At 72.2% G+C, this 23,300-nt stretch carries 17 protein-coding genes and 1 pseudogene; 9 read left to right on the top strand and 9 right to left on the bottom strand.

Features of this window, described 5'->3' with window-relative positions; translation table 11 throughout:
• The first annotated feature begins 73 nt into the window (after positions 1-73).
• Positions 74-2,119, top strand: a complete 2,046-nt coding sequence (locus tag ACIOGZ_RS27085) for a WD40 repeat domain-containing protein (RefSeq protein ID WP_400987718.1) — start codon at positions 74-76, stop codon at positions 2,117-2,119.
• Positions 2,120-2,169: 50 nt separating this feature from the next.
• Here the strand turns inward: ACIOGZ_RS27085 and ACIOGZ_RS27080 are convergent, their stop codons facing one another.
• Positions 2,170-3,732: a PucR family transcriptional regulator gene (locus ACIOGZ_RS27080; protein ID WP_400987716.1), complete on the bottom strand. Its 1,563-nt coding sequence runs from the start codon at positions 3,730-3,732 to the stop codon at positions 2,170-2,172.
• Positions 3,733-3,989: 257 nt separating this feature from the next.
• Between ACIOGZ_RS27080 and ACIOGZ_RS27075 the strand changes: the two genes are divergently transcribed.
• From ACIOGZ_RS27075 to ACIOGZ_RS27055, 5 genes and pseudogenes are all read left to right on the top strand, one after another.
• Entirely contained in the window at positions 3,990-5,474 is a 1,485-nt protein-coding gene (locus ACIOGZ_RS27075) for a sodium:solute symporter (protein ID WP_400987715.1), read from the top strand.
• A gap of 11 nt (positions 5,475-5,485) precedes the next feature.
• Positions 5,486-6,337, top strand: coding sequence for a class II aldolase/adducin family protein (locus ACIOGZ_RS27070; RefSeq protein ID WP_400987713.1), 852 nt, complete (start codon positions 5,486-5,488; stop codon positions 6,335-6,337).
• 155 nt (positions 6,338-6,492) lie between these two features.
• A pseudogene (gene speB / locus ACIOGZ_RS27065) lies at positions 6,493-7,482 on the top strand (agmatinase); the annotation flags it as partial.
• A 95-nt stretch (positions 7,483-7,577) separates the two neighbouring features.
• Positions 7,578-9,206, top strand: a complete 1,629-nt coding sequence (locus ACIOGZ_RS27060) for a thiamine pyrophosphate-binding protein (RefSeq protein ID WP_400987710.1) — start codon at positions 7,578-7,580, stop codon at positions 9,204-9,206.
• Positions 9,207-9,334: 128 nt separating this feature from the next.
• Positions 9,335-9,949 (top strand): TetR/AcrR family transcriptional regulator, encoded by a 615-nt coding sequence (locus tag ACIOGZ_RS27055; RefSeq protein WP_400987708.1) that lies wholly within the window; start codon positions 9,335-9,337, stop codon positions 9,947-9,949.
• Positions 9,950-10,040: 91 nt separating this feature from the next.
• Here ACIOGZ_RS27055 and ACIOGZ_RS27050 read toward each other — a convergent pair whose 3' ends face one another.
• Entirely contained in the window at positions 10,041-10,271 is a 231-nt protein-coding gene (locus tag ACIOGZ_RS27050) for a ferredoxin (RefSeq protein WP_363587255.1), read from the bottom strand.
• Entirely contained in the window at positions 10,268-11,476 is a 1,209-nt protein-coding gene (locus tag ACIOGZ_RS27045) for a cytochrome P450 (RefSeq protein ID WP_363587254.1), read from the bottom strand. Before ACIOGZ_RS27045 ends, ACIOGZ_RS27050 begins: the two co-directional genes overlap by 4 nt.
• A gap of 427 nt (positions 11,477-11,903) precedes the next feature.
• Here ACIOGZ_RS27045 and ACIOGZ_RS27040 point away from each other — a divergent pair, with 427 nt between their 5' ends.
• Positions 11,904-12,953 (top strand): polyprenyl synthetase family protein, encoded by a 1,050-nt coding sequence (locus tag ACIOGZ_RS27040; RefSeq protein WP_363587253.1) that lies wholly within the window; start codon positions 11,904-11,906, stop codon positions 12,951-12,953.
• Here the strand turns inward: ACIOGZ_RS27040 and ACIOGZ_RS27035 are convergent.
• Entirely contained in the window at positions 12,937-14,646 is a 1,710-nt protein-coding gene (locus ACIOGZ_RS27035; RefSeq protein ID WP_363587252.1) for an FAD-dependent oxidoreductase, read from the bottom strand. The genes ACIOGZ_RS27040 and ACIOGZ_RS27035 overlap by 17 nt on opposite strands.
• A 175-nt stretch (positions 14,647-14,821) precedes the next feature.
• Between ACIOGZ_RS27035 and ACIOGZ_RS27030 the strand changes: the two genes are divergently transcribed.
• A complete protein-coding gene (locus ACIOGZ_RS27030) occupies positions 14,822-14,968 on the top strand; it encodes a hypothetical protein (protein ID WP_363587251.1) in 147 nt (48 codons plus the stop codon).
• 354 nt (positions 14,969-15,322) lie between these two features.
• Positions 15,323-15,622 (top strand): hypothetical protein, encoded by a 300-nt coding sequence (locus ACIOGZ_RS27025; RefSeq protein ID WP_363587250.1) that lies wholly within the window; start codon positions 15,323-15,325, stop codon positions 15,620-15,622.
• Positions 15,623-15,936: 314 nt separating this feature from the next.
• Here ACIOGZ_RS27025 and ACIOGZ_RS27020 read toward each other — a convergent pair whose 3' ends face one another.
• The 5 genes from ACIOGZ_RS27020 to ACIOGZ_RS27000 form a co-directional block, all read right to left on the bottom strand.
• Positions 15,937-17,100, bottom strand: a complete 1,164-nt coding sequence (locus tag ACIOGZ_RS27020) for a protein-L-isoaspartate O-methyltransferase (protein ID WP_363587249.1) — start codon at positions 17,098-17,100, stop codon at positions 15,937-15,939.
• Between the two features lie 214 nt (positions 17,101-17,314).
• Entirely contained in the window at positions 17,315-17,686 is a 372-nt protein-coding gene (locus ACIOGZ_RS27015) for a hypothetical protein (RefSeq protein WP_400987704.1), read from the bottom strand.
• 56 nt (positions 17,687-17,742) lie between these two features.
• On the bottom strand, positions 17,743-19,902 hold the full coding sequence (locus ACIOGZ_RS27010) for a hypothetical protein (RefSeq protein ID WP_400987702.1): 2,160 nt from the start codon (positions 19,900-19,902) through the stop codon (positions 17,743-17,745).
• Positions 19,899-21,791: a hypothetical protein gene (locus tag ACIOGZ_RS27005; protein ID WP_400987700.1), complete on the bottom strand. Its 1,893-nt coding sequence runs from the start codon at positions 21,789-21,791 to the stop codon at positions 19,899-19,901. Before ACIOGZ_RS27005 ends, ACIOGZ_RS27010 begins: the two co-directional genes overlap by 4 nt.
• Positions 21,792-23,216, bottom strand: coding sequence for a site-specific integrase (locus ACIOGZ_RS27000; RefSeq protein ID WP_400987698.1), 1,425 nt, complete (start codon positions 23,214-23,216; stop codon positions 21,792-21,794). It abuts the gene before it with no gap.
• Positions 23,217-23,300: the final 84 nt, after the last annotated feature.

Genomic DNA, 23,300 nt, shown 5'->3' with positions numbered 1-23,300 from the left:
GGGGTTCCTGGTGAACGCGGACCCGGGATCGGTACTGGCGTTGCTGGATGCGGCGTCGGGTCCGGTGGCGCGATTGGCCGCGTCGGTGTACCGGGCCTCGACACACCTGCATCGTGACGTCACCGCGGGGGTGCGCCGACAACTGCTGGCGCTGGACGCGGCCCGTTACGGGGACCGGGAGCTGTCGGCGCGGATCACCGCGGTACCGGTGGAGGACGAACCCGCCGCACCGTGGGGCGTCGAGTGGGCCACCGGCTCCCAGCTCGACCGGTCCGTGCGTCGTATTCCGACCGCCCACACCGACGCGTTGCTGGCGGTGGCGACGGCGGTGGTCGACGGCCGCCCCGTCGCGGTCACCGGCGGTACTGACCGGAGCGTGCGGGTATGGGACCTGACCACCGGCCGACAGATCGGCCAACCTCTCGCCGGCCACACCGGCCAGGTGTGCTCGGTGGCGACGGCGGTGGTCGACGGCCGCCCCGTGGCGCTCATCGGCAGTGGTGACCGGACCGTGCGGGTATGGGACCTGACCACGCACGAGCAGATCGGCCGACCCCTCACCGGCCACACAGCTGCGGTGTCGGCGGTGGCGACGGCGGTGCTCGACGGCCGTCCCGTCGCGGTCACCGGCAGCGGCGACGTGCGGGTGTGGGACCTGACCACGCACGAGCAGATCGGCGAGCCGCTCACCGGCCACACCCATGCTGTGTGCGCGGTGGCGACGGCGGTGCTCGACGGCCGTCCCGTCGCGGTCACCGGCAGCCACGACGAGACCGTGCGAGTGTGGGACCTGACCACGCGCGAGCAGATCGGCGAGCCGCTCACCGGCCACGAGGAGGCGGTGCGAGCGGTGGCGACGGGGGTGGTCGACGGCCGCCCCGTCGCGGTCACCGGCAGCCACGACGAGACCGTGCGGGTATGGGACCTGACCACCGGCCGGCCGATCGGCCGACCTCTCACCGGTCACGACGGCTGGGTGCTGTCGGTGCTCACGACAACGATCGACGGCCGCCCCTGCATCGTCAGCGGAGGCGAGGACTGGACGCTCCAGGTGTGGGATCCGACCACCGGCAAGCAGATCGGCGAACCGGTGAACGGCAACACCGACAAGGTCCGGGCGATGGCGACCGCGGTGCTGGACGGCCGTCCCCACGTGATCGCCGGCAGTCAGGACGGGATGGTGCGGGTGTGGGACCTGGCCTCGGGCGGCCAGGTTGGTGAGCCGCCCACCGGCCACACCGGCGATGTGAACGCGGTGGCGACGGCGGTGGTCGACGGCCGCCCCGTGGCGATCACCGGCGGCGACGGCACGGTGCGGGTCTGGGATCTGACCACCGGCCGGCAGATCGGCCTGCATCTCACCGGCCAGGACGACTGGGTGGGGGCGGTGGCGACGGCGGTGGTCGACGGCCGTCCCGTCGCGGTCGCCGGCAGCCACGTGCAGGTATGGGACCTGACCACGTGTAAGCAGATCAGCGAGCCGCTCACCGGCCACGAGGAGGGGGTGAACGCGGTGGCGACGGCAGTGGTCGACGGCCGCCCCGTCGCGGTCACCGGCAGCTGGGATGACGTACGGGTCTGGGATCTGACTGCGGGTCAGCAGGTCGGCGAGCCCCTGACGGGCCACACCGGCGAAGTGAACGCGGTGGCGACGGCAGTGGTCGACGGCCGCCCCGTCGCGGTCACCGGCGGCGACGACGGCACGGTGCGGGTCTGGGACCTGACCACCGTCCAGCCGATCGGCCAACCCCTCACCGGCCACACCGACCGCGTGCTGGCGGTGGCGACGGCGGTGGTCGGCGACCGCCCCGTGGCGGTCACCGGCGGCGACGACGGCTCCGTGCGGACCTGGGACCTGACCACCGCCCAGCCGATCGGCCAACCCCTCACCGGCCACACCAGCGACGTGAACGCGGTGGCGACGGCGGTGGTCGACGGCCGCCCCCTGGCGGTCACCGGCGGCGACGACGGCACGGTGCGGACCTGGGACCTGACCACCGGCGACCAGGTCGGGCCGGAGCTGGTGTTCCCGCTGCCGGTCTGCGCGGTGGCCGTGGTGCCGGATGGCCGGTTGGTGGTGGGCTTCGGCTGGGAGGTCGCGGTGTTGTCCCGCCGTTGACCGGGCCCCGCACGAACGTCTCGCCGCCGGACGGCGGTGGCGGCCCGCGGTCAGTCCGCGCCGGGCGGGAGCCAGTGCAGGGCGAACCAGAGCTCCATCCGGACCTCCGCGTCGCCGAGGTCGACGGCGAGCAACTCGCCTACCCGGGCGATGCGTTGGCGCACGGTGTTGCGGTGAAGCTGGAGCGCCGCCGCGGTGCGGTCCCAGCTGCCGTGCAGGGCGAGCCAGGTGCGCAGGGTCTCCCGGAGCACGGCCGGCCCGGGGGTGCCCGCGGCGGCCAGCGGGGCGAAGGTGCTGCGGGCGAGGGCGGCGGCGTCCTCGGGGGCGACCAGGGTGTGGACGCTCGGCCCGACGGCCTCGCGGTGGTGGACGGCGGCGGCACCGGTGGCCAGCGCGTGACGCAGGGCCCGGTCGGCCTGGGCGTCGGCGGTCCTCAGTTCCGCCGTGGGGGCGGGCGCGCTGACGCCGAGCGTCCAGCCGAGCCGGGCGGCGGAGTCGGTGTCCACGACCCGGTCCGGAGCCGCCGAGCCGGGCAGCAGCGCCCGCAGCCGGGTCCCGTCCAGGTTCAGGTGCGGTGTGCCGAGGGCGGTGCCGAGAGCGGCGAGTTGGACGGCCTCCCCGCCGCCGCCCGCCCGGCCGGTCAGCCGGCCGTGCACGACCACCCAGGCCCCGTCGGGCGGCAGCAGGGCGGCCGCCGCCTCCTCCGGTGCGGCGCCGAGCAGCAGCCGCACCAGGGCTCCGGCGCTGCGGGCGTCCGTGCCGAGCGCGTGCCGCGGGCTGGTGAGCAGCGAGAGCAGTACCACGGCCACCCCGGCCACGGACCGGTGGACGGCGGTCGGCGGCTCCTCGGCGGCGGTGACGAGCGTGAGCGGGCCGCCGGAACCGTCCGAGCCGGGCAGGGTCCGCACGGTCAGGTGCCGCCCGGCGTAGTGCTGGGCGGCGGCGGTCGGCGGCTGGGCGCGGCCCGCTGCGCGCGCGGTGGTCCGTTCCGCGAGGGCGCGCAGTTCGGCCGGGACCGGTACGGGCGGGCGCGCTCCGGCGCTGAACAGTTCGACGCCGCGTCCGTCCAGCAGCGCCGTCCAACCGCCCAGGTGCACGGCGAGTTGCTGGACGACCGCGCGCAGCGCGTCGGGGCGGGCGGCCGCGGAGGCGAGTGCGGACTGGGCTTCGGAGATCTGCCGCAGGCCGCGGTGGGCGGCTTCGGCCATCGCCGAGTAGGCGGCCCGGCCGACGGCGACGAACGGGGTGCCGTCGGGCACCCGTAGCAGGGGCAGGCCGTGCCGGTCGCAGGCGGCGACCAGGTCGGCCGGCACCTCGTCGTAGACCGGTGCGACGCCGAAGCCGAGTGCGGCGGCGCCCGCTTCGACGATGCAGCGTACGTAGGCGTCGATGCCCTCGGCGTCCTTCGGGAGGCGGACTCCGGCGGTGAGCAGCAGCTCCCCGCCGAGCAGGTAGGGGCCGGGGTTCTCGACCTCGGTGGTGCCGACGGTGCCGATCAGCCGGTCGTCGAGCGGTCCGGCGATCTGGCGCAGTCCGAGCGCGGGGTCGGCGAGCAGGACGGTCAACGGGACGGCGGGGCTGCCGGAGGCGGGAGCGGGGGCTGGGTTGGGCACGCCGGCGGCCTTTCGTCGGAGGTTTTGCACATCTGACCCCACGATATTGGATGAAACCGATACTTCTGCAGGCCAGGTGGGGCGGTTTAGGTTCAGCGCACGGCGTTTTCCTTCGGGCGCCCCCGGCTCGTCCCCCCGCTCCCCGCCTTTCCTGTGAGCCCTGCCAGTCCCGCCCGTCGCCTGCCTGTTCCCCCACCCACAGCCCTGGCCCGGCCCGCTCCCCCCCCAGCGCGTCCGGCCGGATCGGAGGACCCCCCATGACCCTCGACTACGTCGTGATGATCGGCTATCTGTTGGGCATCGTCGGCGTCGGCTGGTGGGGCAAGCGGCGCGCCTCCTCGAAGGCGGACTTCCTCGTCGCGGGCCGCCGTCTGGGCCCGGTGCTGTACACGGGGACGATGGCCGCCGTCGTCCTCGGCGGCGCGTCCACCATCGGCGGCGTGCGGCTCGGCTACTCCTACGGCCTGTCGGGCGCCTGGATGGTGTTCGCGATCGGGCTCGGCCTGCTGGCGCTGAGCATCCTCTTCTCCGCCCGGATCGCCCGGCTGCGGGTGTACACCGTGGCCGAGATGCTGTCGCTGCGCTACGGCGGGGCGGCGAGCGTGATCTCCGGCGTGGTCATGTGGGTCTACACCCTGATGCTGGCGGTGACCTCGACGATCGCCTACGCCAGCGTCTTCGACGTGCTGTTCGACGTGCCCCGCTGGGCGGCCGTGGTGATCGGCGGCACCATCGTGGTCGGCTACTCGGCGCTCGGAGGCATGTGGTCGATCACCCTCACCGACATGGTGCAGTTCGTGGTGAAGAGCATCGGGGTCCTGTTCCTGCTGCTGCCGGTCGCCGTCGTGAAGGCCGGCGGCCTCGCCCGGCTGAAGGCCGAACTGCCGTCCGGCTACTTCTCGTTCGGCTCGATCGGCGGCGACACCATCTTCACCTACGTGCTGATCTACACCTTCGGCATGCTGATCGGCCAGGACATCTGGCAGCGGGTGTTCACCGCCCGCACCGACCGGGTGGCCACGTACGGCGGCACGGTGGCCGGAGCCTACTGCCTGGCGTACGCCGTCGCCGGCGCGGTGATCGGGATGGCCACCAAGGCGCTCTACCCCCAACTGGCCAGCCCCGACAGCGCGTTCGCGACCATCGTGAAGAGCACGCTGCCGGCCGGGGTGCGCGGCCTGGTCCTGGCGGCGGCGCTGTCGGCGATGATGTCGACCGCGAGCGGCGCGCTGATCGCCTCCGCCACCGTGGCCAACAACGACATCTGGGCCCGGGTACGCACGCTCGTCGGCCGGGGAGGGCCAGGCGCCGCGGCCACGGACCATGACGAGGTGCGGTCCAACCGGCTGGCGATCGTGGCCCTCGGCGTGCTGTCGATCGGCGTCGCCTGCGTACTGGACGACGTGATCTCGGCGCTCACCGTCGCGTACAACCTGTTGGTCAGCGGTCTGCTGGTGCCGATCCTGGGCGGGCTGGTCTGGCGGCGCGGCAACCTGCCGGGCGCGCTCGCCGCGATGATCGCGGGCGGCGGCACCGTGATCGCGTTGATGGCCGCCAAGGGTGTCCTCGCCAACGAGCCGATCTACTTCGGCCTCGCCGTGAGCCTGGTCGCCTACCTGGCCGTCAGCCTGGCCACCCGCCCGACCGATGCCACCGTGCTGGAGCACTGGCGCGGCCGGCTCGCCGGGCAGGCCGCGACCCCGGCCGCTCCCGCCGCCACCGCCCCGGCCGCCGCGCTCTGAGAGGAAGCCTCATGGGCCTGCCCACCGCACCGACCGTCCCGACCGCACCGACCGTCACGTCCGGACCACCCGCCCCGCTCGGACCGTCCGGACCGTCCGGACCGACGGTGCCGCCCGCACCGACCGAGGCCCGGTTGCGCCGCGAACTCGCCGCCGTGTACCGGCTGGTCGCCCACTTCCGGATGACCGACCTGATCTTCACCCACATCTCGGTCCGCGTCCCCGGCCCCGAGCAGCACTTCCTGATCAACCCGTACGGCCTGCTGTTCGAGGAGATCACCGCCTCCGACCTGGTCAAGATCGACCTGGCCGGGAACCCGGTGGAGCCGACCCCCCATCCGGTCAACCCGGCCGGCTTCGTGATCCACAGCGCCGTCCACGCGGCCCGCCAGGACGCCCACTGCGTGCTGCACACGCACACCCGGGCGGGCTGCGCGGTCGCCGCCCAGCGGGACGGGCTGCTGCCCCTCAACCAGATCTCGATGGAGTTCCACGACCGGGTCGGCTACCACGACTACGAGGGCGTCGCGCTCAACCTGGCCGAGCAGGAGCGACTGGTCGCCGACCTCGGCGGGCACCCGGCACTGATCCTGCGCAACCACGGCCTGCTGACCGTCGGCCGCACCCCGGGCGAGGCCTTCCTGCGGATGTACTACCTGGACAAGGCGTGCGAGATCCAGATCGCCGCCCAGGCCAGCGGCGGCCCGCTCGTCCTGCCGTCCCGCGAGACCGCCGAGCTCACCGCCCGCCAGCTGACCGGCCAGGAGCACGGATCCGACCTCCAGGACGACCGGGCCGCCGAACTGGCCTGGGCCGCCCTCCTGCGCCTCGCCGACCGGATCGCCCCCGACCACGCGAACTGACCCCGTCGACCCGGCGCAACCCCCGCCCGCCGACGCCCCGACGCCGACGCCCCGCCCGCGGCTCCCCGACGCCGACGCCCCGCCCGCGGCTCCCCGACGCCGACTCCCCGACAACGCCCCGACAGCGCCCCGCCCGACCGACTCCAGGAGCTGCCATGAGCACCGCCCCCGACCCCCACGCCCCCCACAGCCCCCTCGGCCCCACCGACTCCTCCCACGTACCGCGCTACGCCGGGCCCGCCACCTTCGCCCGCCTGCCCCGGATCGACCAGGTCCCGCGCGCGGACGTCGCGGTCGTCGGCGTGCCCTTCGACACCGGCGTCTCCTACCGGCCCGGCGCCCGCTTCGGCGGCAACGCGATCCGCGAGGCCAGCCGGCTGCTGCGCCCCTACAACCCGGCCCAGGGCGCCTCGCCGTTCGCACTCGCCCAGGTCGCCGACGCCGGGGACATCGCCGCCAATCCGTTCGACATCCACGAGGCGGTCGACACCATCGAGGCAGCCGCCGGCGAACTGCTGGACACCGGCGCCCGGCTGATGACCCTCGGCGGCGACCACACCATCGCGCTCCCGCTGCTGCGCGCCGTGGCCCGTCGACACGGGCCGGTCGCGCTGCTGCACTTCGACGCCCACCTGGACACCTGGGACACCTACTTCGGCGCCGAGTACACCCACGGCACACCGTTCCGCCGGGCCGTCGAGGAGGGAATCCTGGACACCTCCGCCCTCTCCCACGTCGGCACCCGCGGGCCGCTCTACGGCAAGCAGGACCTCACCGACGACGAGAAGCTCGGCTTCGGCATCGTCACCTCCGCCGACGTCCTGCGGCGCGGCGTGGACGAGGTCGCCCAGCAACTGCGCGAGCGGGTCGGCGACCGCCCCCTGTACATCTCCATCGACATCGACGTGCTCGACCCGGCGCACGCCCCCGGCACCGGCACCCCCGAGGCCGGCGGACTCACCTCGCGCGAGCTGCTGGAGATCCTGCGCGGCCTGAGCGGCTGCCACCTGGTCTCCGCCGACGTGGTCGAGGTCGCACCCGCCTACGACCACGCCGAGATCACCGCCGTGGCCGCCTCGCACACCGCCTACGAGCTGACGACGTTGATGGCCCGCCAGATCGCGAGCGAACGGACGGAGCAGGATCCGCGAGCCGGTGCGGGCGGCCGCACCGACGGACGCCCGGCCAGCCGCGCCGACGCCCGTACGGAGTCCCACGACGCCACCGGCGAGGTGCGCGCATGACGCACCTCCGCAACGGCGGCGACCTGGTGGTCGAGTCACTCGCCACCCTCGGCGCCCGCTGCGTCTTCGGCCTGCCCGGCCAGCACGCCCTCGGCCTGTTCGACGCGCTACGCCGCTCCGACCTGCGTTACGTGGGACTGCGGGTGGAGAACAACGCCGGCTTCGCCGCCGACGGCTACGCCCGCACCGCCGGGACGGTCGCCCCGCTGTTCCTGTCCACCGGGCCCGGCGCGCTCACCTCGCTGGCCGCGCTCCAGGAGGCCGCCGCCGCCTCGGTGCCGGTGCTCGCCGTCTCCAGCCAGATCCCCTCGGCCGGACTGGGTGGACGGCGGCGCGGCTACCTGCACGAACTCGTCGACCAGCAGGCCAGCTTCCGCGACGTGGTGAAGTCCGTGCACACCGCCCGCACCCCCGCGCAGATCCCCTCCGCGCTGGCCGCCGCCTGGGAGTCGGCGCTGAGCGCGCCGTACGGGCCGGTGTGGGTGGAGATCCCGCAGGACGTCCTGCTCGCGCCGGTGACCGTACCCCCGGTCACCGGGCTGCGCGCCGAACCCCGGCCGCCGGTCCCCCGCCCGGAGCTGATCGCCGAGGCCGCGGTGCTGCTGGCCGAGGCCGAACGCCCGGTGATCCTGGCCGGAGGCGGTGTGGTCCGGGCCGGAGCCAGTGACGAACTGCTGCGGCTGGCCGAGCTGTTGCGGGCCCCGGTGGCCTGCACCTTCGGCGCCAAGGGGGCCTTCCCCTGGGAGCACCCGCTGTCGCTGCGGTCCTGGCTGGAGGACCGCCACACCACCGACCTGCTGGAGGACGCCGACGTCCTGCTCGTCGTCGGCTCCGGCCTGGGCGAACTGTCCAGCAACTACCACACCCTGGCGCCGCGCGGCCGGATCATCCAGATCGAGGCCGACGCGGGCAAGCTGGAGGCCAACCACCCGGCCTTCGGCATCCACGCCGACGCCCGCCTCGCCCTGGCCGCCCTCTCCGACTCGGTACCGGCCGCCACAGCGGACGGACGGGCCGAGGCGGTGACCGCCGAACTGCTCAAGCGCGTCCAGGAGCGGATCGACGGCCAGGGGCTGGAACTCGAACAGGACTTGCTGGCATCCGTTCGCCACGCGCTACCGGACGACTCCCCGGTCTTCTTCGACATGACGATCCTCGGCTACTGGGCCTGGTCCGCCTTCGACGCCCGCCGCCCCGGAGCGATGCACTCCGCCCAGGGCGCCGGCGGCCTCGGCTACGGCTACCCCGCCGCACTGGGCGCCGCCGTGGCCACGGGCGGCCGCCCGGTCCTCGCCGTCTCCGGCGACGGCGGCGCGATGTACTCGCTCGCCGAACTCGCCACCGCCCGCCAACTCGGCCTCAACGTCACCTGGCTGATCGTCGACGACGGCGGCTACGGCATCCTGCGCGAGTACATGACGGGCGCCTTCGGCGAGGCCACCGCCACCGAACTGGCCCGCCCGGACTTCGTCCGCCTGGCCGAGTCCTTCGGCGTCCCGGCCGCCTTCACCACGCCCGACGACCTCGCACGGGACCTGGCCGCCGCACTCGCCGCCCCGGGCCCCAACGTGCTGGTCCTGCCCACCCTGCTGCGGATGTTCGCACCCACCCACCTGGACGCCTGAACCACGGGGGGAGCGCGACGGCCCGGCCTTGCCCGCGCCCGGCGCGCCCCCCCGTCGACCTGATCGCACACCACCACGCACCCGGACCGTCCGGCACCGTTGCGCCGCCCCTTGGATAGGCTGCCGCAATGGCCCTCGACTCCCCCCGACTGCTGCGCGCCGACGCCGCCCGCAACGCGGAAAAGATCATCCGGGCCGCCCGGGAGGTCTTCACCGAACAAGGCCCCGACGCCCACCTCGACGACGTGGCCCGCCGGGCCGGCCTCGCAACCGCCACACTCTTCCGCCGCTTCCCCGACAAAGCCGCACTCCTGCGGGCCGTACTCGACCAGCGCTTCGCCGAGAACGTCCGCCCCGCCATCCAGACCGCCGCCCACCACCCCGACCCCGCCTCCGGAATGGCCCACGTCCTGGAAGCAGCACTGGAATCGGTGGCCGGCGACTACAACGTCCTCGCCGCCGCCCGCTCCGCCGGCGTCCTGACCCCGGCGACCGGACAGGAGTTCTTCGCCGCCCTCGACGCCCTCCTGGCACGCGGTCAGCACACAGGCGCGATCCGCGCCGACCTCGTACCCGACGACCTCCACCGCATCGTCGTCATGCTGGTCTCCGTACTGTGGACGATGGAACCCCACGAGAACGGCTGGCGCCGCTACCTGGCCCTCGTCCTCGACGGCCTCACCCCCACCGGGGCCCGCCCACTACCCTGCCCCGCCCCCACACTGCACACCCGCACACCCTGACACCGAGACGGATGCCGGCCACCCTCGCGCGGTGGGGGCGGCCGACACCACTGACCGCTAGACCTGTCCGGTCGATCCTGCCGGAGAGGGCCTAGCGCGCCGGGTGCACCCGGATCGCCGAGGCCGGGCACATGGCGGCCGCCTCGCGGGCCAGTTCCGCCGCCCGTGCGCCGGGCTCGGCAACGAGCACGAAGACCTGCCCGTCCTCGTCCTGGTCGAACACCAGCGGCGCGGTCACCGCGCACTGCCCCGACGACACGCACCGCGAGGTGTCCGCCTCCACCCGCGCGACCGGCCGCTCGCGAGGCTGCTCCCCGTTCACCACAGGACCGGAACCTCGCTGAGGCCGCCCGCCAGCCGTTCGGCGTGGTCGCGCAGGCTCCGCGCGTCCACCGCCAGCCGCAGGCCGGGGAAGCGCCGGAACAGCGCGGTCAGCGCGACCTGCATCTCGGTGCGTGCCAGCACGTTGCCGATGCAGTAGTGACCGCCGTGCCCGAAGGCCAGGTGCGCGTTGGGGGAACGCGACGGGTCGAAGGTGTCCGGCTCCTCGAACACCCGCCCGTCCCGGTTCGCGGCGTTGATCGCCACCAGCACCGCCTCGCCCCGCGCGATCGCGGTCCCCGCGACGGTGACGTCCTCGCGGGCGTAGCGGGTCAGGCCCAGGCCACCGGGCGAGGCCATCCGCAGGACCTCCTCCACGGTGGCGCGGGCCAGCGTCTCGGGCTCGGCGGCGAAGCGGTCCCGCCGGCCGGTGTCGCTCAGCAGGAACAGGACTCCGAGGTCGATCCGGGCCGACGTCGTCTCGTGGCCCGCGAACAGCAGCCCCACCGCCAGCCGGGTCATCTCCCCCTCGGTGAACGAGGGGTCCTCCGCCTGCACGGCCAGGATGTCGCTGATCACGTCCTGTCCCGGCTTCTTCCGCTTCTCCTCGGCGATGCCGGCCACGTACGCCTCGAACTCGGCCATGGCCGCGGCGCCGTCGGCCCCGCCGTACAGCGCGGCGATCCGCTCCGACCAGCCGCGCAGCAGGCCCCGGTCCGCGACCGGCACACCCAGCAGCTCGCAGATCACCATCACCGGCAACGGGAACGACAGGTGGTCGTGCAGGTTGACGGCGCGTTCCGGCTCCCGTGAGCGCTCCTCCTCCATCGCGTCCAGGCAGGATGCGGCGAGTTCCCCGATCCGCTCGCCCAGCCGGCGCATCCGCGGCGCGCTGAACGCGGGCGCCAGCATCCGCCGCATCCGCGTGTGCTCGCGGTCCTCCTCCTCGGGCGTGGGGGCGGGGCGCGTGTGCAGCGCCGACTCCGAGATCCTCGGCGCGCCCTCGGAATCGGGGCGCAGCCGGGAGAACCGGGCGTCGCTCAGAACCTCCCGGGCCTCCTCGTAGCGGGTCACCAGCCAGGCCGGGTCGCCAGCGGGTGTCGTCACCCTCGTGATCGGACCTTCCTCGCGCAGACGCGCGAACAGCGGCGCCAGGTCCAGGGCGTCGGGGCGCTCGAAGGGTAACTGCGGTGCGGGGGCGGTCATGGTGGTCTCCTCACCGGCCAAAGGCCACAACAGCAGCGAACGCTTGGCAGAACCGCCCTCTCCTGCACGTCCGGACCAGGGCGGATGAGCGGCATCCCGGCCCAACAAGTGAGAGTCAGCTCTCTCTTCTCTCGGGAGCGTAACACCGTCGGCACGCACAGTCAGCCACCCGGCGAAATCGGCCTGTCCGGTGACCGGGCGGGGCCCCGGCTCGGTGAAGAACACCTGCGGCACGGCCCCCTCGGGGCATCAGCCGCGCCCGCACGCCGTCCGCTTCTGCCGGTCCTCGGCCGATCGCAGGACCGCCGGGCCACGCGGTCGCGTAGGCTCGCCCGGGTGCCGCCAAGGTGTGGGGCGGCGGCCGGGTCGCCGGGCGCGGCCGGGCCGGGCCGGGCCGGGAGGCAGGGGTGGGAGGCAGGGGTGGGTGTTGTCGGATCGTGCGCGGGCCGAATCGGTCCTCAAGGACGCGGCTGCCACCTGTGAGGCGCACCTGCGGCGCTGGGTCGGACAGTTGGAGGGCGCGGTCGGGCAGGTGGCGGCCTACCAGTTCGGATGGACCCGCGACGGATCCCCTCACCGGCGGCACGGCGGCAAGAACGTTCGAGCGGCCCTGGCACTGGGCTGCGCCCGGGCGGTGGGAGGGGACCCGGAGCGGGCGGTGCCCGCCGCCGTGGTGGTGGAGATGGTGCACAACCTGTCGCTGCTGTACGACGACGTCCTGGACGGCGACGCGCTCCGTCGCCACCGGGCCTCCGCCTGGGAGGTGTTCGGGCCGGGCGCGGCGACCCGGTCTGCCGACGCACTGCTGATGCTGGCGTTCGAGGTGCTCGCAGGCCCCGACGGCGAAGCATTCGCCGGTGAAGCCGTCGCCGGTGAAGCGTCGACGGCCCTGCTGGACACGCTCATCCAGCTCGCGGTCGGTGAGAGCCTGGACGTGCTGTTCGAGGCCGCGCCCCGCGTCGAGCTGTCCGAGTGCCTGGAGATGGTGTCGGGCAAGACGGCGTCGCTGATCTCCTGCGCCTGTCGGCTGGGCGCCCTCTACGGCGGCGGCGGGCCGGCGCAGGTCGAGACCCTGGCCGCGTTCGGACACGACCTGGGCATGGCGTTCCAGCTGGTGGACGACCTGCTGGGGATCTGGGGCGACGAAGCGGTCACGGGCAAACCGGTCTTCGCGGACCTGCGGGCCCGCAAGCTCTCGGTGCCGGTGGTGGCCGCGATGGCCTCGAACACTGCGGCGGGCGACGAACTGACCCGCCGCTACGCGCTGTCGGCCGGCCCTGGCCGGGCCGGGGAGGCGGAGCTGGCCCGGCTGGTGGAGGAGGCCGGCGGCCGGCGCTGGACGGTGGAGCGCGCCGCCGAGCACGCGGACGGGGCCCGACGCCGTCTGCGGAGCCTCGCCGACGGCCCCGGCGCGGTGGCCGGTGCCGTCGCCGACCTCGACGCGCTCTGCGAACTGATCGTCAACCGGTCGCACTGAACCGGTCGCCCCCGGCGCGGGAGGACCAGGGCGCCGGGGTGTCGAGGATGTGCGCACGACCCTGCCGGTAGAGCGCGGCGTCCACCTCCTTCAGGCGGCGCAGTTCCTGCGGCTCGTACAGGGCATGGACCACGGCCGGCTCGGCCCCGTGCCCGGCGGCCTCCAGCAGCGCGTTCGCCGCCGCCCGGCCGCTCTGGTTCGCGCCCTCCATGGTGGCCAGGTTCACCGGGCAGCGGACGAAGTCCCCGGCCATGAACAGGTTCACCGCGGCCGTCCGCGCCCGCGGGCGCAGCGTCCACGAGCCGGTGGTGTTGATCAGCAGGGCCTCGTCGTTGGTGGCGGGACCGGGGCCGTCGAGGTTCTTGACGGCCGGGTCCAGGTGCCAGGAGTGGAGCAGGCCGTCGTGGAGGGTCCGGCGGCGGCCGTCGTTGAGGGCGTCGGCGAGCTGGGCCCAGACCTCGGCGACGACCTCGGCCCGGGTGCAGTCGCGGGCCGGCTTGCCGTAGAGGATTCCGGGGGTGTCCCAGGAGGAGATGTCGACCGACAGGCAGTCGGCCACCGTCCCGTCGCCGTAGGTGGCGCGGAAGTCGGTGTCCCAGAACTGCGCCTGGCTGATGGAGGTCAGGGCCCACGGGGAGTCCTGGTAGATGACGTGGCCGCGGGTGATCGGGGTGGGCTCGGTGAGGTAGAACTGCAGGCCGACCATCCAGTCGGTGCGCAGGTCCGCCGTCTTCTTCAGCTCCGGGTCCGCCTCGGCCAGGCCGCGCTCCAGCAGCGCCCCGATCCGGTCGACCGGGAGCGCGCACACGTACCAGTCGGCGGCCGCTTCCCGCCGCCGGCCGCCCGGGCCGCGCAGGACGGCGCCGGCGACAGCGCGGCCCCGCACCGTCAGGCGCTCCACCTGCCAACCGAGTTCGAGCCGCACCCCCAGCCGCTCCAGGTGCCGCACCCAGGGGTCGATCCAGGCGGTGCTGGTCGGGGCGTTCAGGACCCGGTCGGCGGCCTGGGCCTCGCCCCGGCCGAGGAAGCCGTAGCCGAAGGCCTCCAGGAACCCCCCGACGGTGTGCGCGCTGCACACCTCCGCCCTGGCCGCCACGACCGTACGGGTCGCCCCGACGACGCACACCTTCCGGTACTCCTCGGAGGCGCCGTCGGCGGCGGTGAAGTCCCACCACGACATCTGCTCCCACTGCCCCAGCCGCCGCTGCGCGCTGCTGGTCATGTAGACGAGCAGCCGGTTGGCGAAGTACAGCAGTTCCTCGTTCAGCTCTCCCCCGGCGCCCAGCTTCATGCCCCGGGCCCGCAGGATCTGCAGGGGCGTCCTCGGACCGGCGGCCAGGGACACGTCGGAGACCGTCTCCCCGATCCTCCCCGACCGGGCGGACAGCATCTGCGGTGCCTCCCGCAGGTTGCCTTCCACCCCCGAGGGCGATCCCGGGAGGGGGATCCGCCGCATCGTGTCCGGCAGGCTCCGGTAGAAGCCGGGGAAGAACCGGAACCCGTGCTCGCTGGGCAGGTCGAGCCGCCCGCCGGTACCCGTCCCCGGAACCGAGGCACTACGGGCCTTCCCGCCCCACCCGGAGGGCTCCACCACGGTCACCTCGAAGCCGCGCTCCGCCAGCTCCATGGCCGCCGTCAGCCCGGCCACCCCACCGCCCAACACCGTGACCGTCCGGCCCGAACGCCCCGACACCGCACACCCCCTCCCCGGCCCACGGCCGCTCACCCGTCCCACCTGTCCCACCCGATCCGTACGGGAACGATAGAGCAGGTCGTGGCCGTCACCCCGGCGAAGCCCTTCCCCGCGACCCCCGGCACCCCGCGGCCGCGTTGTCGGCCCGAGCCGCCGGGCCGGCATCGACCTCGACATGTGGATCGACACGCAGGGCCGCACCCGCTACGCCGAGAAGCGATGGGCCACAGACGGAACACCGGTCGCCTTCACGATGGCTTTCAGCGACTACGGTCCGCCCGAGACCGTCGATCCCCCGACCACGACCGGCATCGCAGCTTGACTCTGCCGGGTAACTCGGGGTGGCCACGCACTCGTTTTCGCCCTGTCGGACGTCGACGAGTGGCGGGACGCGGGCCGTCACCGGCACGTCCAGTTCGCGTGGTATCGGGCCGACTGGAGTGGGTGTGTCGGCGAGGCGGTCGAGCAGCCGGTCAAAGGGCTGCCTGGCCGCCCTCGACGGCTGCCTGCTCGTCGTCGTCCGACGGGATGGACACGATCATCTTCTGCAAGTTTCCTTCGGCTTGCAGGAGTTGAGATCGCGTGGATTCCTTTGGACTGTCCACGGGTCTCGAACCCGGACCTGCCGGCGAACGGAGGCCTGGCAGCCGCGGGTCCCCGCCTGTAGCGCCACCCCATGACCGACGAGACCACGGCCAGGGCAGGCAGAGAGTTCTACACGTTCGACGGCCGGATCCTGGAGGTCTTCGGCAGCTCTCCGAAGCGGTTCCACATCCGGAACACGAACCTGCGGGTCGCGGGCCCCGACCGGAAGGGGAGGCGGACCGTCGAGATCGTCGCCGGCCCGCCCGAAGCCCCGGCGACGCAGCACACATGGCACCACTCGGCCGAGGAATGGCAGCAGGCACAGGGCCTGGAAGCCCTACTGGAACAGGTACGGGCGGGTATCGCGGCAGTCCGGGAGCACGGAGCCTGAGGGTTTTCCGCAACCGTGGTCGAGGACGGCCGCCGCGGCCCTGTCAGGAGTTCCGGTTCCTCCAGAAGGTCCTGTGCCACCGGACCTTGACCGATGGATGTGCCCGTCAGCCAACGGCTGACGCCGACGGGGCGAGCGCTGACGAATCGGTCCGTGACGGGTAGCCCCCCAGGACCGGTCCCGCCCCGCTGGACTCGTTCACCACCGCCGTCCTCGCCCGGGGAACGGAGGCCGTCGCCCGGGGGACGCCGGACGCGCCGTCACCGAGTAGGCCCTCGGGGCGCTGCAACGGTGTCCCCACCGCGCCGCCCCGGTCAGCGTCCGGCCGGGGCTGCCTGCGCGATGGGCCAGCGGGGGCCGCCCGGGCCGCCCTGCCATGCCCACTGCTCCTCAGGGGTGACGGTGATCCCGTAGTCGTAGCGGCCCGGCCGGCCGAGTTCCTCCCACCGGGTCCAGGCGGCGACCACCTCGTCCCCGAGGCGGCGCGGTCCGCCCTGAAGAAGCAGCGGCGCCTCGCCGTCACCGCGCGCGGTCACCGTCGCCCACGACCGGGTGCCGTCGTGGATCCAGGCGTTGAGGCCGTCGTCGTCCCGGGCGGTGAGCACCACAGCGTCCGGCACGGCCACCCGCAGGGCGAACCGCAGGTCCCAGTCGTCCAGCAGTTGCGAGTCACGGTCCAGCGCCTGGCGGGTCTCGGGCTCGGTACCGCCGCGCACCTGCGCGAAGGCGGCGCTGCCGGTGCTCGGCTGTGCCGGGCCGTGCCGGTCGCCCATGAACTGGGCCAGGCCCTGGACCCATCCTGTGGCGGACCGTCCGTCGTCGGCCACGGTCAGGGCGACGTGGCCCAGCCGCCCCCAGGGATAGACGATCCGTCCGCCCGGCCGTACCGCCGCCACCCAGGACCAGGGGACGGTCTCCACGGCGTAAGTGGCGTGGAGCCGGTCGACCGGGACGCCGCCGGGCGGGCCGCTGCGGGTGCCGTTGCCCAGGGTGACCTCGGCGTCGAGTCCGGCGGCCGCGAGGCGGGCGCGCGCGGATTCGGCCAGGTACCCGTCCACCTCGGTGGTCACGACCAGGCCGGGCCCGGCCCGCCAGGCGGCCAGCGCCGCCGTCCAGCCCTGGCCGGTACCGACGTCCCACACCCGGTGCCCCGGCTCCACCCTGAGGCTGTCCAGCATGTCCGCCACCACCGAGGGCGCGGACAGCGACGAGGACGGCCGGCCGCCGTCGAGCTGGGTGACGGCCGCGGAGTAGACGCCGGAGTACAACTCGGCCGCCCAGCCGTCCGGATCCGCCGAGCGGTCGAGCGGCACGTAGGCCCGGTTGTCCCACCGCCACAGCCGGTCCGGCGCGAACGCGTCGCGCGGCAGCGCGGTGAAGGCGCCACGCAGCCACGGCGAAGCGGCCGGCCACGCCCCGCACCGCTCCATCTCCGCGTCCAGGCGCGCCCGGCGCCCGGCCAAGTCCTCGTCAGCCACGGTTCTACTTGCGGTGCTTGCCGTCGGACGGCGGAGCCGGAGGGACCTCGCCGTCGGCGTTGTTGGGAGGCGGCGTGCCCTTCTGAGGATCCGGCGGCTTATTCCGCCAGTTCTGACTGGCAGGTGTTGTGCTCATGGTTGCCATTTCTGCTGGTGAGTGGGGTTGAGCCGAGGTGGATGGGTGCAACAGGCCTGTTGCTTCCTTTGGAGGGTTTCAGGGCAGGTGCCTGGGCTGCCGGGGCAGCGCCCGCAGCTTCGCGGCGTCCGCGTCGCGGCCGGACAGTGCGGCGTTCTCCAGCGCCAGCAGGTTGATGGCGCTGGCGTAGGTCCTGAGCCTGGCTTCGAGGAACCGGCAGTGGGCTTGGAGGTCGGCGTGCTTCGTCTTGAGGTCCTCGAAGGCGTCGACAGACCGGAGCTGCGTGCCGCGTTTCGCTTCGTCCTTGGAGACCTCCGCCTGGAAGAGGTCTTTGAGGTCGGGGTGCTGGTGGGTGAGGTGCCAGCGCTTGACGTCGGCTTCGATGGCGAGCTGGGAGACGTTGAGGCGGCCGTTGGAGCGCTGAGGAGAGCCGGCAAGCAGTCGGTTCATGGCTGCGAGAACCGCTCGGCGGACGGGGTCTGACTCGCCGTCGATGGGGAACCGGGTCATCGGGTGGCCACTTCCTCGTGGGTCGCCATGATCTGTTCAAGCCGGGCGAGTTCGCGCTGCTCGCGGGCATGGCGGATGGGCGGAGCGAGGGGGTCGGCGACGATTTCGGCGAGTTCGGCGGCATGGTGTCTGATGTGTTCGATGTCGCGATCGGTGCGGGCGAGGTTGGGGCACCTCGGGCGGCAGTCGTCGGTGTCGGGCGTGACGAGCGGGTCGTCGGCGGTGCCGCGGATCTGGCAAGCGGCGGTGGACGGGTCGAAGACGCAGGTCATGCCCTGGCCATGGTGGATCTGCAGGAGCGGGTTGCCTAGCAGGTCGCGGGCCTGGCGTTCCCTGGTGAGCACGCGGCCGGAGAACTCTCGGCTCGCGGCGTTCACCCGAAAGCGGTAGGCGCCGGCGGCCGGTCCACTGACGTGTTCTCCTCGGCTGAGGGCTTGCTCGTCCTCGGCGACGGCTTCAATACGGTAGAGCCAGTCCTCGAAGGCGTATTCGTCAGGGAAGCCGGATTCGTAGGTGCCTGCGTAGCCCTGGATCATGCGGGTGTGGGCATGACCGTATTGGATTGAGGCTGCGATGAGCCCGCGGGGTCTGCGCCGGATGAACCAGGCGAGCGTCCGGCGGAAGCGGCGGGCGGTCAGCGGCCCGCGGCCGTCATCGGGGATGAGGTCGGTGCGGCCGCGATGCCCGTACTCGTCGTTGACCCAGGTCACAAATGCTTCAAGGTCGTCGTTCATCGCCGAGTCGCTTCGTGCGTTGCCCAGGCGCTTCACGCCTTTCTTCCGCTTCCGGTGAGCCTCGATCCTGCCAGGGAACAGCAGTGGATGGTCGTGAAGTCGTTCGAGCACCGCGACAGCTCGGGCGACCAGTTCGATAACAACCCAGGGGTCGGGCCGGATCTGGCCGGCGGGGATCTTGTTTCCGTCCTCGTCCTCGGCGCCCTTGAAGTAGAGCCCTTCCATCAACCACATGTCGGTGGCCGCATCGTGGGTAATGCAGTTCCGCTGGAGGTTGAGCACCTCCCCAGGACGGGCGCCGGAGAGGTAGGAAATGATCACGAAGCAAGCCGTGCTGAGCAGGCGGGCGAGGACCGGGGCCTCTTCGTAACGGATCGGGCCAGATCGCCAGAGCTCTCCGTCCAGGAGCCCGGTGACCGAAGTGCTGAGGTATGCCTCCTCACTGAGCGGCAGACCGGACTGCCTCACCAGGCGGCCGGTGGCCGTTCCGGCGATCGACGTGTTGCAGCCCAGGATGGCGGCCAGGCGGCGCCAGCGGATCTCCAGTTGCCCGTCCGGGCGCCGGATCCCGGGAAGGCACTCTCCGCGTTCACGCAGGTCCGCGAGGTAGGCGGTGACCTTCTCGGCAAGCTCTCCTGGGCGGTGCCGATGTGCTGCTTGGGTGCTGGTTCCTTGGCGTCCCTCCAGGGTCCTGCTGTGGAGGTGGTCGTGCTCGGCCTGGGCGGCGATGATGTCGTCGGCGAAGTCTTCGGTGAAGCGGATCGCCCAGTGCAGGAGCATCTGCATGGTCACCTCGCCGATTCGGGGAGTGCGGTTCTCCCTGGCGCTGACGGTGCGACCCAGAAGGTCGCGGGTGTCCTCACCGCCCCAAAGAGGGGCGTCCGGTAGCCGCATCGAAGAGGGAAGAATGTCCCGGTTTACCCAAAGTCGGCGGATCTCCGTAATCCGCCGATAGGCCGCGTCAAGGGGAACGGTCTCGTCCTTCAGACTCTCCAGGTAGTCGTCGAGCATGAGCCCGGTGACCTGGGACAGCTCGGTCACTCCCTGGTCGGCGAACCAGCTGAAGACCGGCTGGAGGCCCTTGGCGACGATGCCTGCGATCGTCAGGACCGCGCTTCGCCGAACCCCGCCGTTCATGCGTGAAACTCCCCTGGCTCCCTGGTGGTTGAGCAGTTGCCAGGTGTAGAACTTCGCAGTCTGCCGGAGTTGGGCCGGAATCAGCCCGAAGTTCACGGTGATGGAGCTGTAGTGGTCCTCGAAGATCGCCGGGTTGAGGTTCCATTGGTCGGCTCGGAAGCGAGACAGGTCGGTGGGGTCGGTGTCCGGCCGCAGGTCGCGGTTCAGCAGGACCAAAGTGTCCGGGCCCGGCCAGGTGACGCCTTCGGGGAGGTCCTGCCAGATCTTCAGGGCGGGGGTTGTCATCGCCGGTCGAGCTCCCGGTTCAGGAATCGGTCGACGAGTGCGTGATTGGTGGGCGCCGCGCTCCGGCGGGCGTCCTCGACGGCGGTCTCATCGTGCTGGGCGAGCAGGTCTGCGAGTTGGCTGTGCGGGAGAGCGAATCGCTGAGCCCATCGCAGGGCGTCGATCTGCTGTCGGCGCTCGGCGAGCTTGTCGTGGACCAGGACCTGGGTGGGCAGGTGTCGCGGTAGGGCCCGGGCGCATTCGCATCCCAGGCACTGCATGAAGGAGGCTGTGCATGCCTCGCCCGCCGACGTGTAAGGGCTGTTCAAGTTGTCGACGCAGGACGTCATGACGGTGTCCAGTTCTCCGGCGATCATGCGCTTGAGGGTCTCGGGCCTGACTCCTTGTTCGGCGGCGACGGTCTCCGGGTCGGTGCGGGCCCGCTCGATGTCCTTGGTTCGCATGGTGGCGACCGTGCCGCGCGTTCGTGCTTTGTCGACTTCCGCAGCGAGGGTCTGGGCGACGACCTTGCGGTATTCGGTGATGTTGCCGCGGTTGCGGGTCAGGTAGGTGGTGGCTGCGGTCTGCTCGGTGTGTGCGACCGGCCGTTGGTGGAGCTCGATGTAGGACAACCTGAGCCGGAGGAGCTGGAGCGGGAGCAACGTGGGCTCGCCGTTCTCGTCCGGGACGTCTGCCCTGAGGCCCCATGCTTTGCCGAGCTTGGCGACCGGTGTGCTGCTGTTCAGCGGTCGTAGGCCGCGACCGCGTCCCTTGCCGCCGACAGGGCAGTAGCCGACCAGCAGCCGATTGCCGCCGACGAGGGCTCGCGAGCGCTCGGTCAGTTCGTGCAGCAGGTTGTAGAGGCCGAACGGTGTGTGCAACTCGTCGCGGGTCGACAGGTCCTCGGGCTTCTCCGGAATGCTGATCCAGTCCGGGACCTCGGACAGCGCCAGCGTCATGTGGGCCCGTCGTCCGCGGCGGAGCTTGCGCAGGTTAACGATCGCGGTGCCTGTCTGCCCGGTGAAGCCGTCGGCGCGGTGGTGCACTGCTGGCGCCTTGAGGATCACGTCCGGGTTCTCTCCGGTCATGACGGCCAGCAGCACCGCGCCGGCCGCGACCTCAGCCTGCGTCAGATGGAGCCACGACACGATCTCCGCGGCGCCGCCCACCTTCTGGACCCATGCCCTGGGCGTCGGGCCGCCTTTCTTGGGCCTGCGGGGGACATCCGCGACCCGGTCCACCCAGTCGAGCAGTTCAAGCCGCTGTGCGAGCTTCAGGTTGTTCCCGACCTCGATCGCCCCGGCCCGGGAGCGAGCGAGGAGGTCGCGGTTCTTCCGGATCCGTCTTGCTGCCGCTCTCAGATCGGTGCGGGCGGCGTCCGCGATTCGTCCGAACTCGGCCTTGCTGTAGCTGTTGGACCCCTCGCCCAGTTCGCGGTGGGGCTGACCGGGCAGACGCGTGGCCAACTGCCCGGCCAACGCGTCCGGGACGCCGTCGGCCTTGACCATGAGCAGTCTCAGCTCGGCGAGTTCGTCAGCCGCGATCGTGACGGACTTCTTGCGCTCGTCGTGGAAGCCTAGGAAGTGCTCCTGTTTCAGTTCGGACATCGAGCGCGGCGGTCGATCCAGCTTCGCCAGGTAGCGATCGAACCTGACTAATGCGCGGTAGGCCTTCATCACTGAATGCAACGAGGTCAGCCCCGCTCCGGGCGCGGTCCGCCGGACGAACGCCGCTACCAAGCCATCTCGCAGGGCCGGGGCCATGGTGAGACTGTCGAAGCGGTAGTCCTGGAACTCGTCGCCGCCCTGACTGAAGCACCGCACCACCAAGCCGCCTTCGTCGTTCAGCCTGCCCCGACGCGTCTTCGGACCGCCGCTGGGCAGCGATGCCCGCCGGCCTCGCCCTGCCATCTAGCGCACCGCCAGCGGGTCGGTGCGGACCCTGGGATGGCTGGCGAACACATCCGCCATGAACACCCCGATCGGGAACCCCTCGGCATGGGCCAGCAGGATCTCAACTTCAAGGCTTCGGAAGGGCTCCAGGTAGACGCCCTTTGTCGTCTCGACGCTTGCATGCCCGAGCATGGTCTGGACCAGATGCCAGGTGTCTCCGAACTGCTCACGGAAGTCCCGTCGTTCCTCGTCCGTGAGGTGCTGAAGGCGAGCGGCGCGCACCAGTTTGCCGATTGCGTACCACTTCAGGGCGACAGAGTGCCGGAGCATATGGGCGGTGCAGGTGAAGCCCACCAGGCCAAGCATCGCGATCCGCTCGTTCGCGACGTCGAAGGTGTGCTCCCATCCCCGGGGGTCGCGCGGCAACCCGTCCTCATTCAGCCAGAGGCCGACCGGTTCCAGGCCCTGCGGGGTCTGGCGAAACAGCCGCATCCGGGTCCGCGGGCCGATGTCGTTCCAGGGCATCCGCTGGCTCCCGCCGCGGATTCCCTCCAATGTCACGGCCTCCGTGCCGTGCGTCGCAAGGACCAGACGCCGACCCTGCACCAGCTCGTAGCGGCCGGCCGACTGAGCCCGGCGAACCGCGGCCGCTCGTGGCCCGTCGACGTAGGAGAGCACCGACTTCATGGCGGAGCGGGGTGTCCAGTAGGCGTGGCCGTAGCCGCCCTTGGCGCAGGCGTCTGCCAGCTGGCATGTGAAGTAGCCCCGACGCCGGTCGAACGGAGGTAGCTCCGGCAGCACCACACTGGCCCACTCCGACACCCGCAGACCGTTGCCGTAGAGGCCGTCGCAGAACGTGGCATCGCGCTGTTCGTTCCGGCCCCGCCACCTGTTGTCGGGGCGGCCGGAGAGGTCCATACCCCGGATACCGAGGTCGCGCCAGCGGGTGTACCCGCCTGGATCGAGCCACTTGACGTTCTCCTTGCGGGAGACCCGAGGAGCGGCGATGTCCGCGAAGGGGTTGAGGACGCCGTACCGCTGGCCGGTCCACTTGTAGAACTTCTTCAGAGCCGCGAGGTCGCGCGAGAAGGAGTTCTCCTGTACTCGCTCCTGGTTCTGGGGATCGCTGACTCGCCAGAACAGGAACTCTTCCGCGTCGTCCTCGGTCGCGTCCCACCAGTTGGCCTGCTGGGAGAGCAGGAAGTTGAGCCACACACCCAGCGAGTAGATGTAGTCGCGGATTGTGCTCTCGCGCATGTTGCGCCACTTCGGCGACCCCAGACAAGCGTTGACGCGCAGGTCGGGCCTGCCCTCCGGACCGATCAGGAAGCGCTGGCCATCCCGCACCCCAAGACCGCGGGCCCACGAGCCGACGTCCGGTGCAAATCGAGCTACGAGGTCCGACAGCTCACCAAGCGACTGGCCGCTGTCGAACCGGTGCACCTGCCAGCACCGCTCCTCACCCTCAAGATCTCCCACATGAGGTCCAACGACATCGAGCAACAACAGTTACTGGCTAAAGAAGCC

It is taken from the genome of Kitasatospora sp. NPDC088160 (assembly GCF_044741445.1).
In the GTDB taxonomy this organism is placed as follows: domain Bacteria; phylum Actinomycetota; class Actinomycetes; order Streptomycetales; family Streptomycetaceae; genus Kitasatospora.
This window is presented reverse-complemented; position numbering and strand designations above follow the sequence as displayed.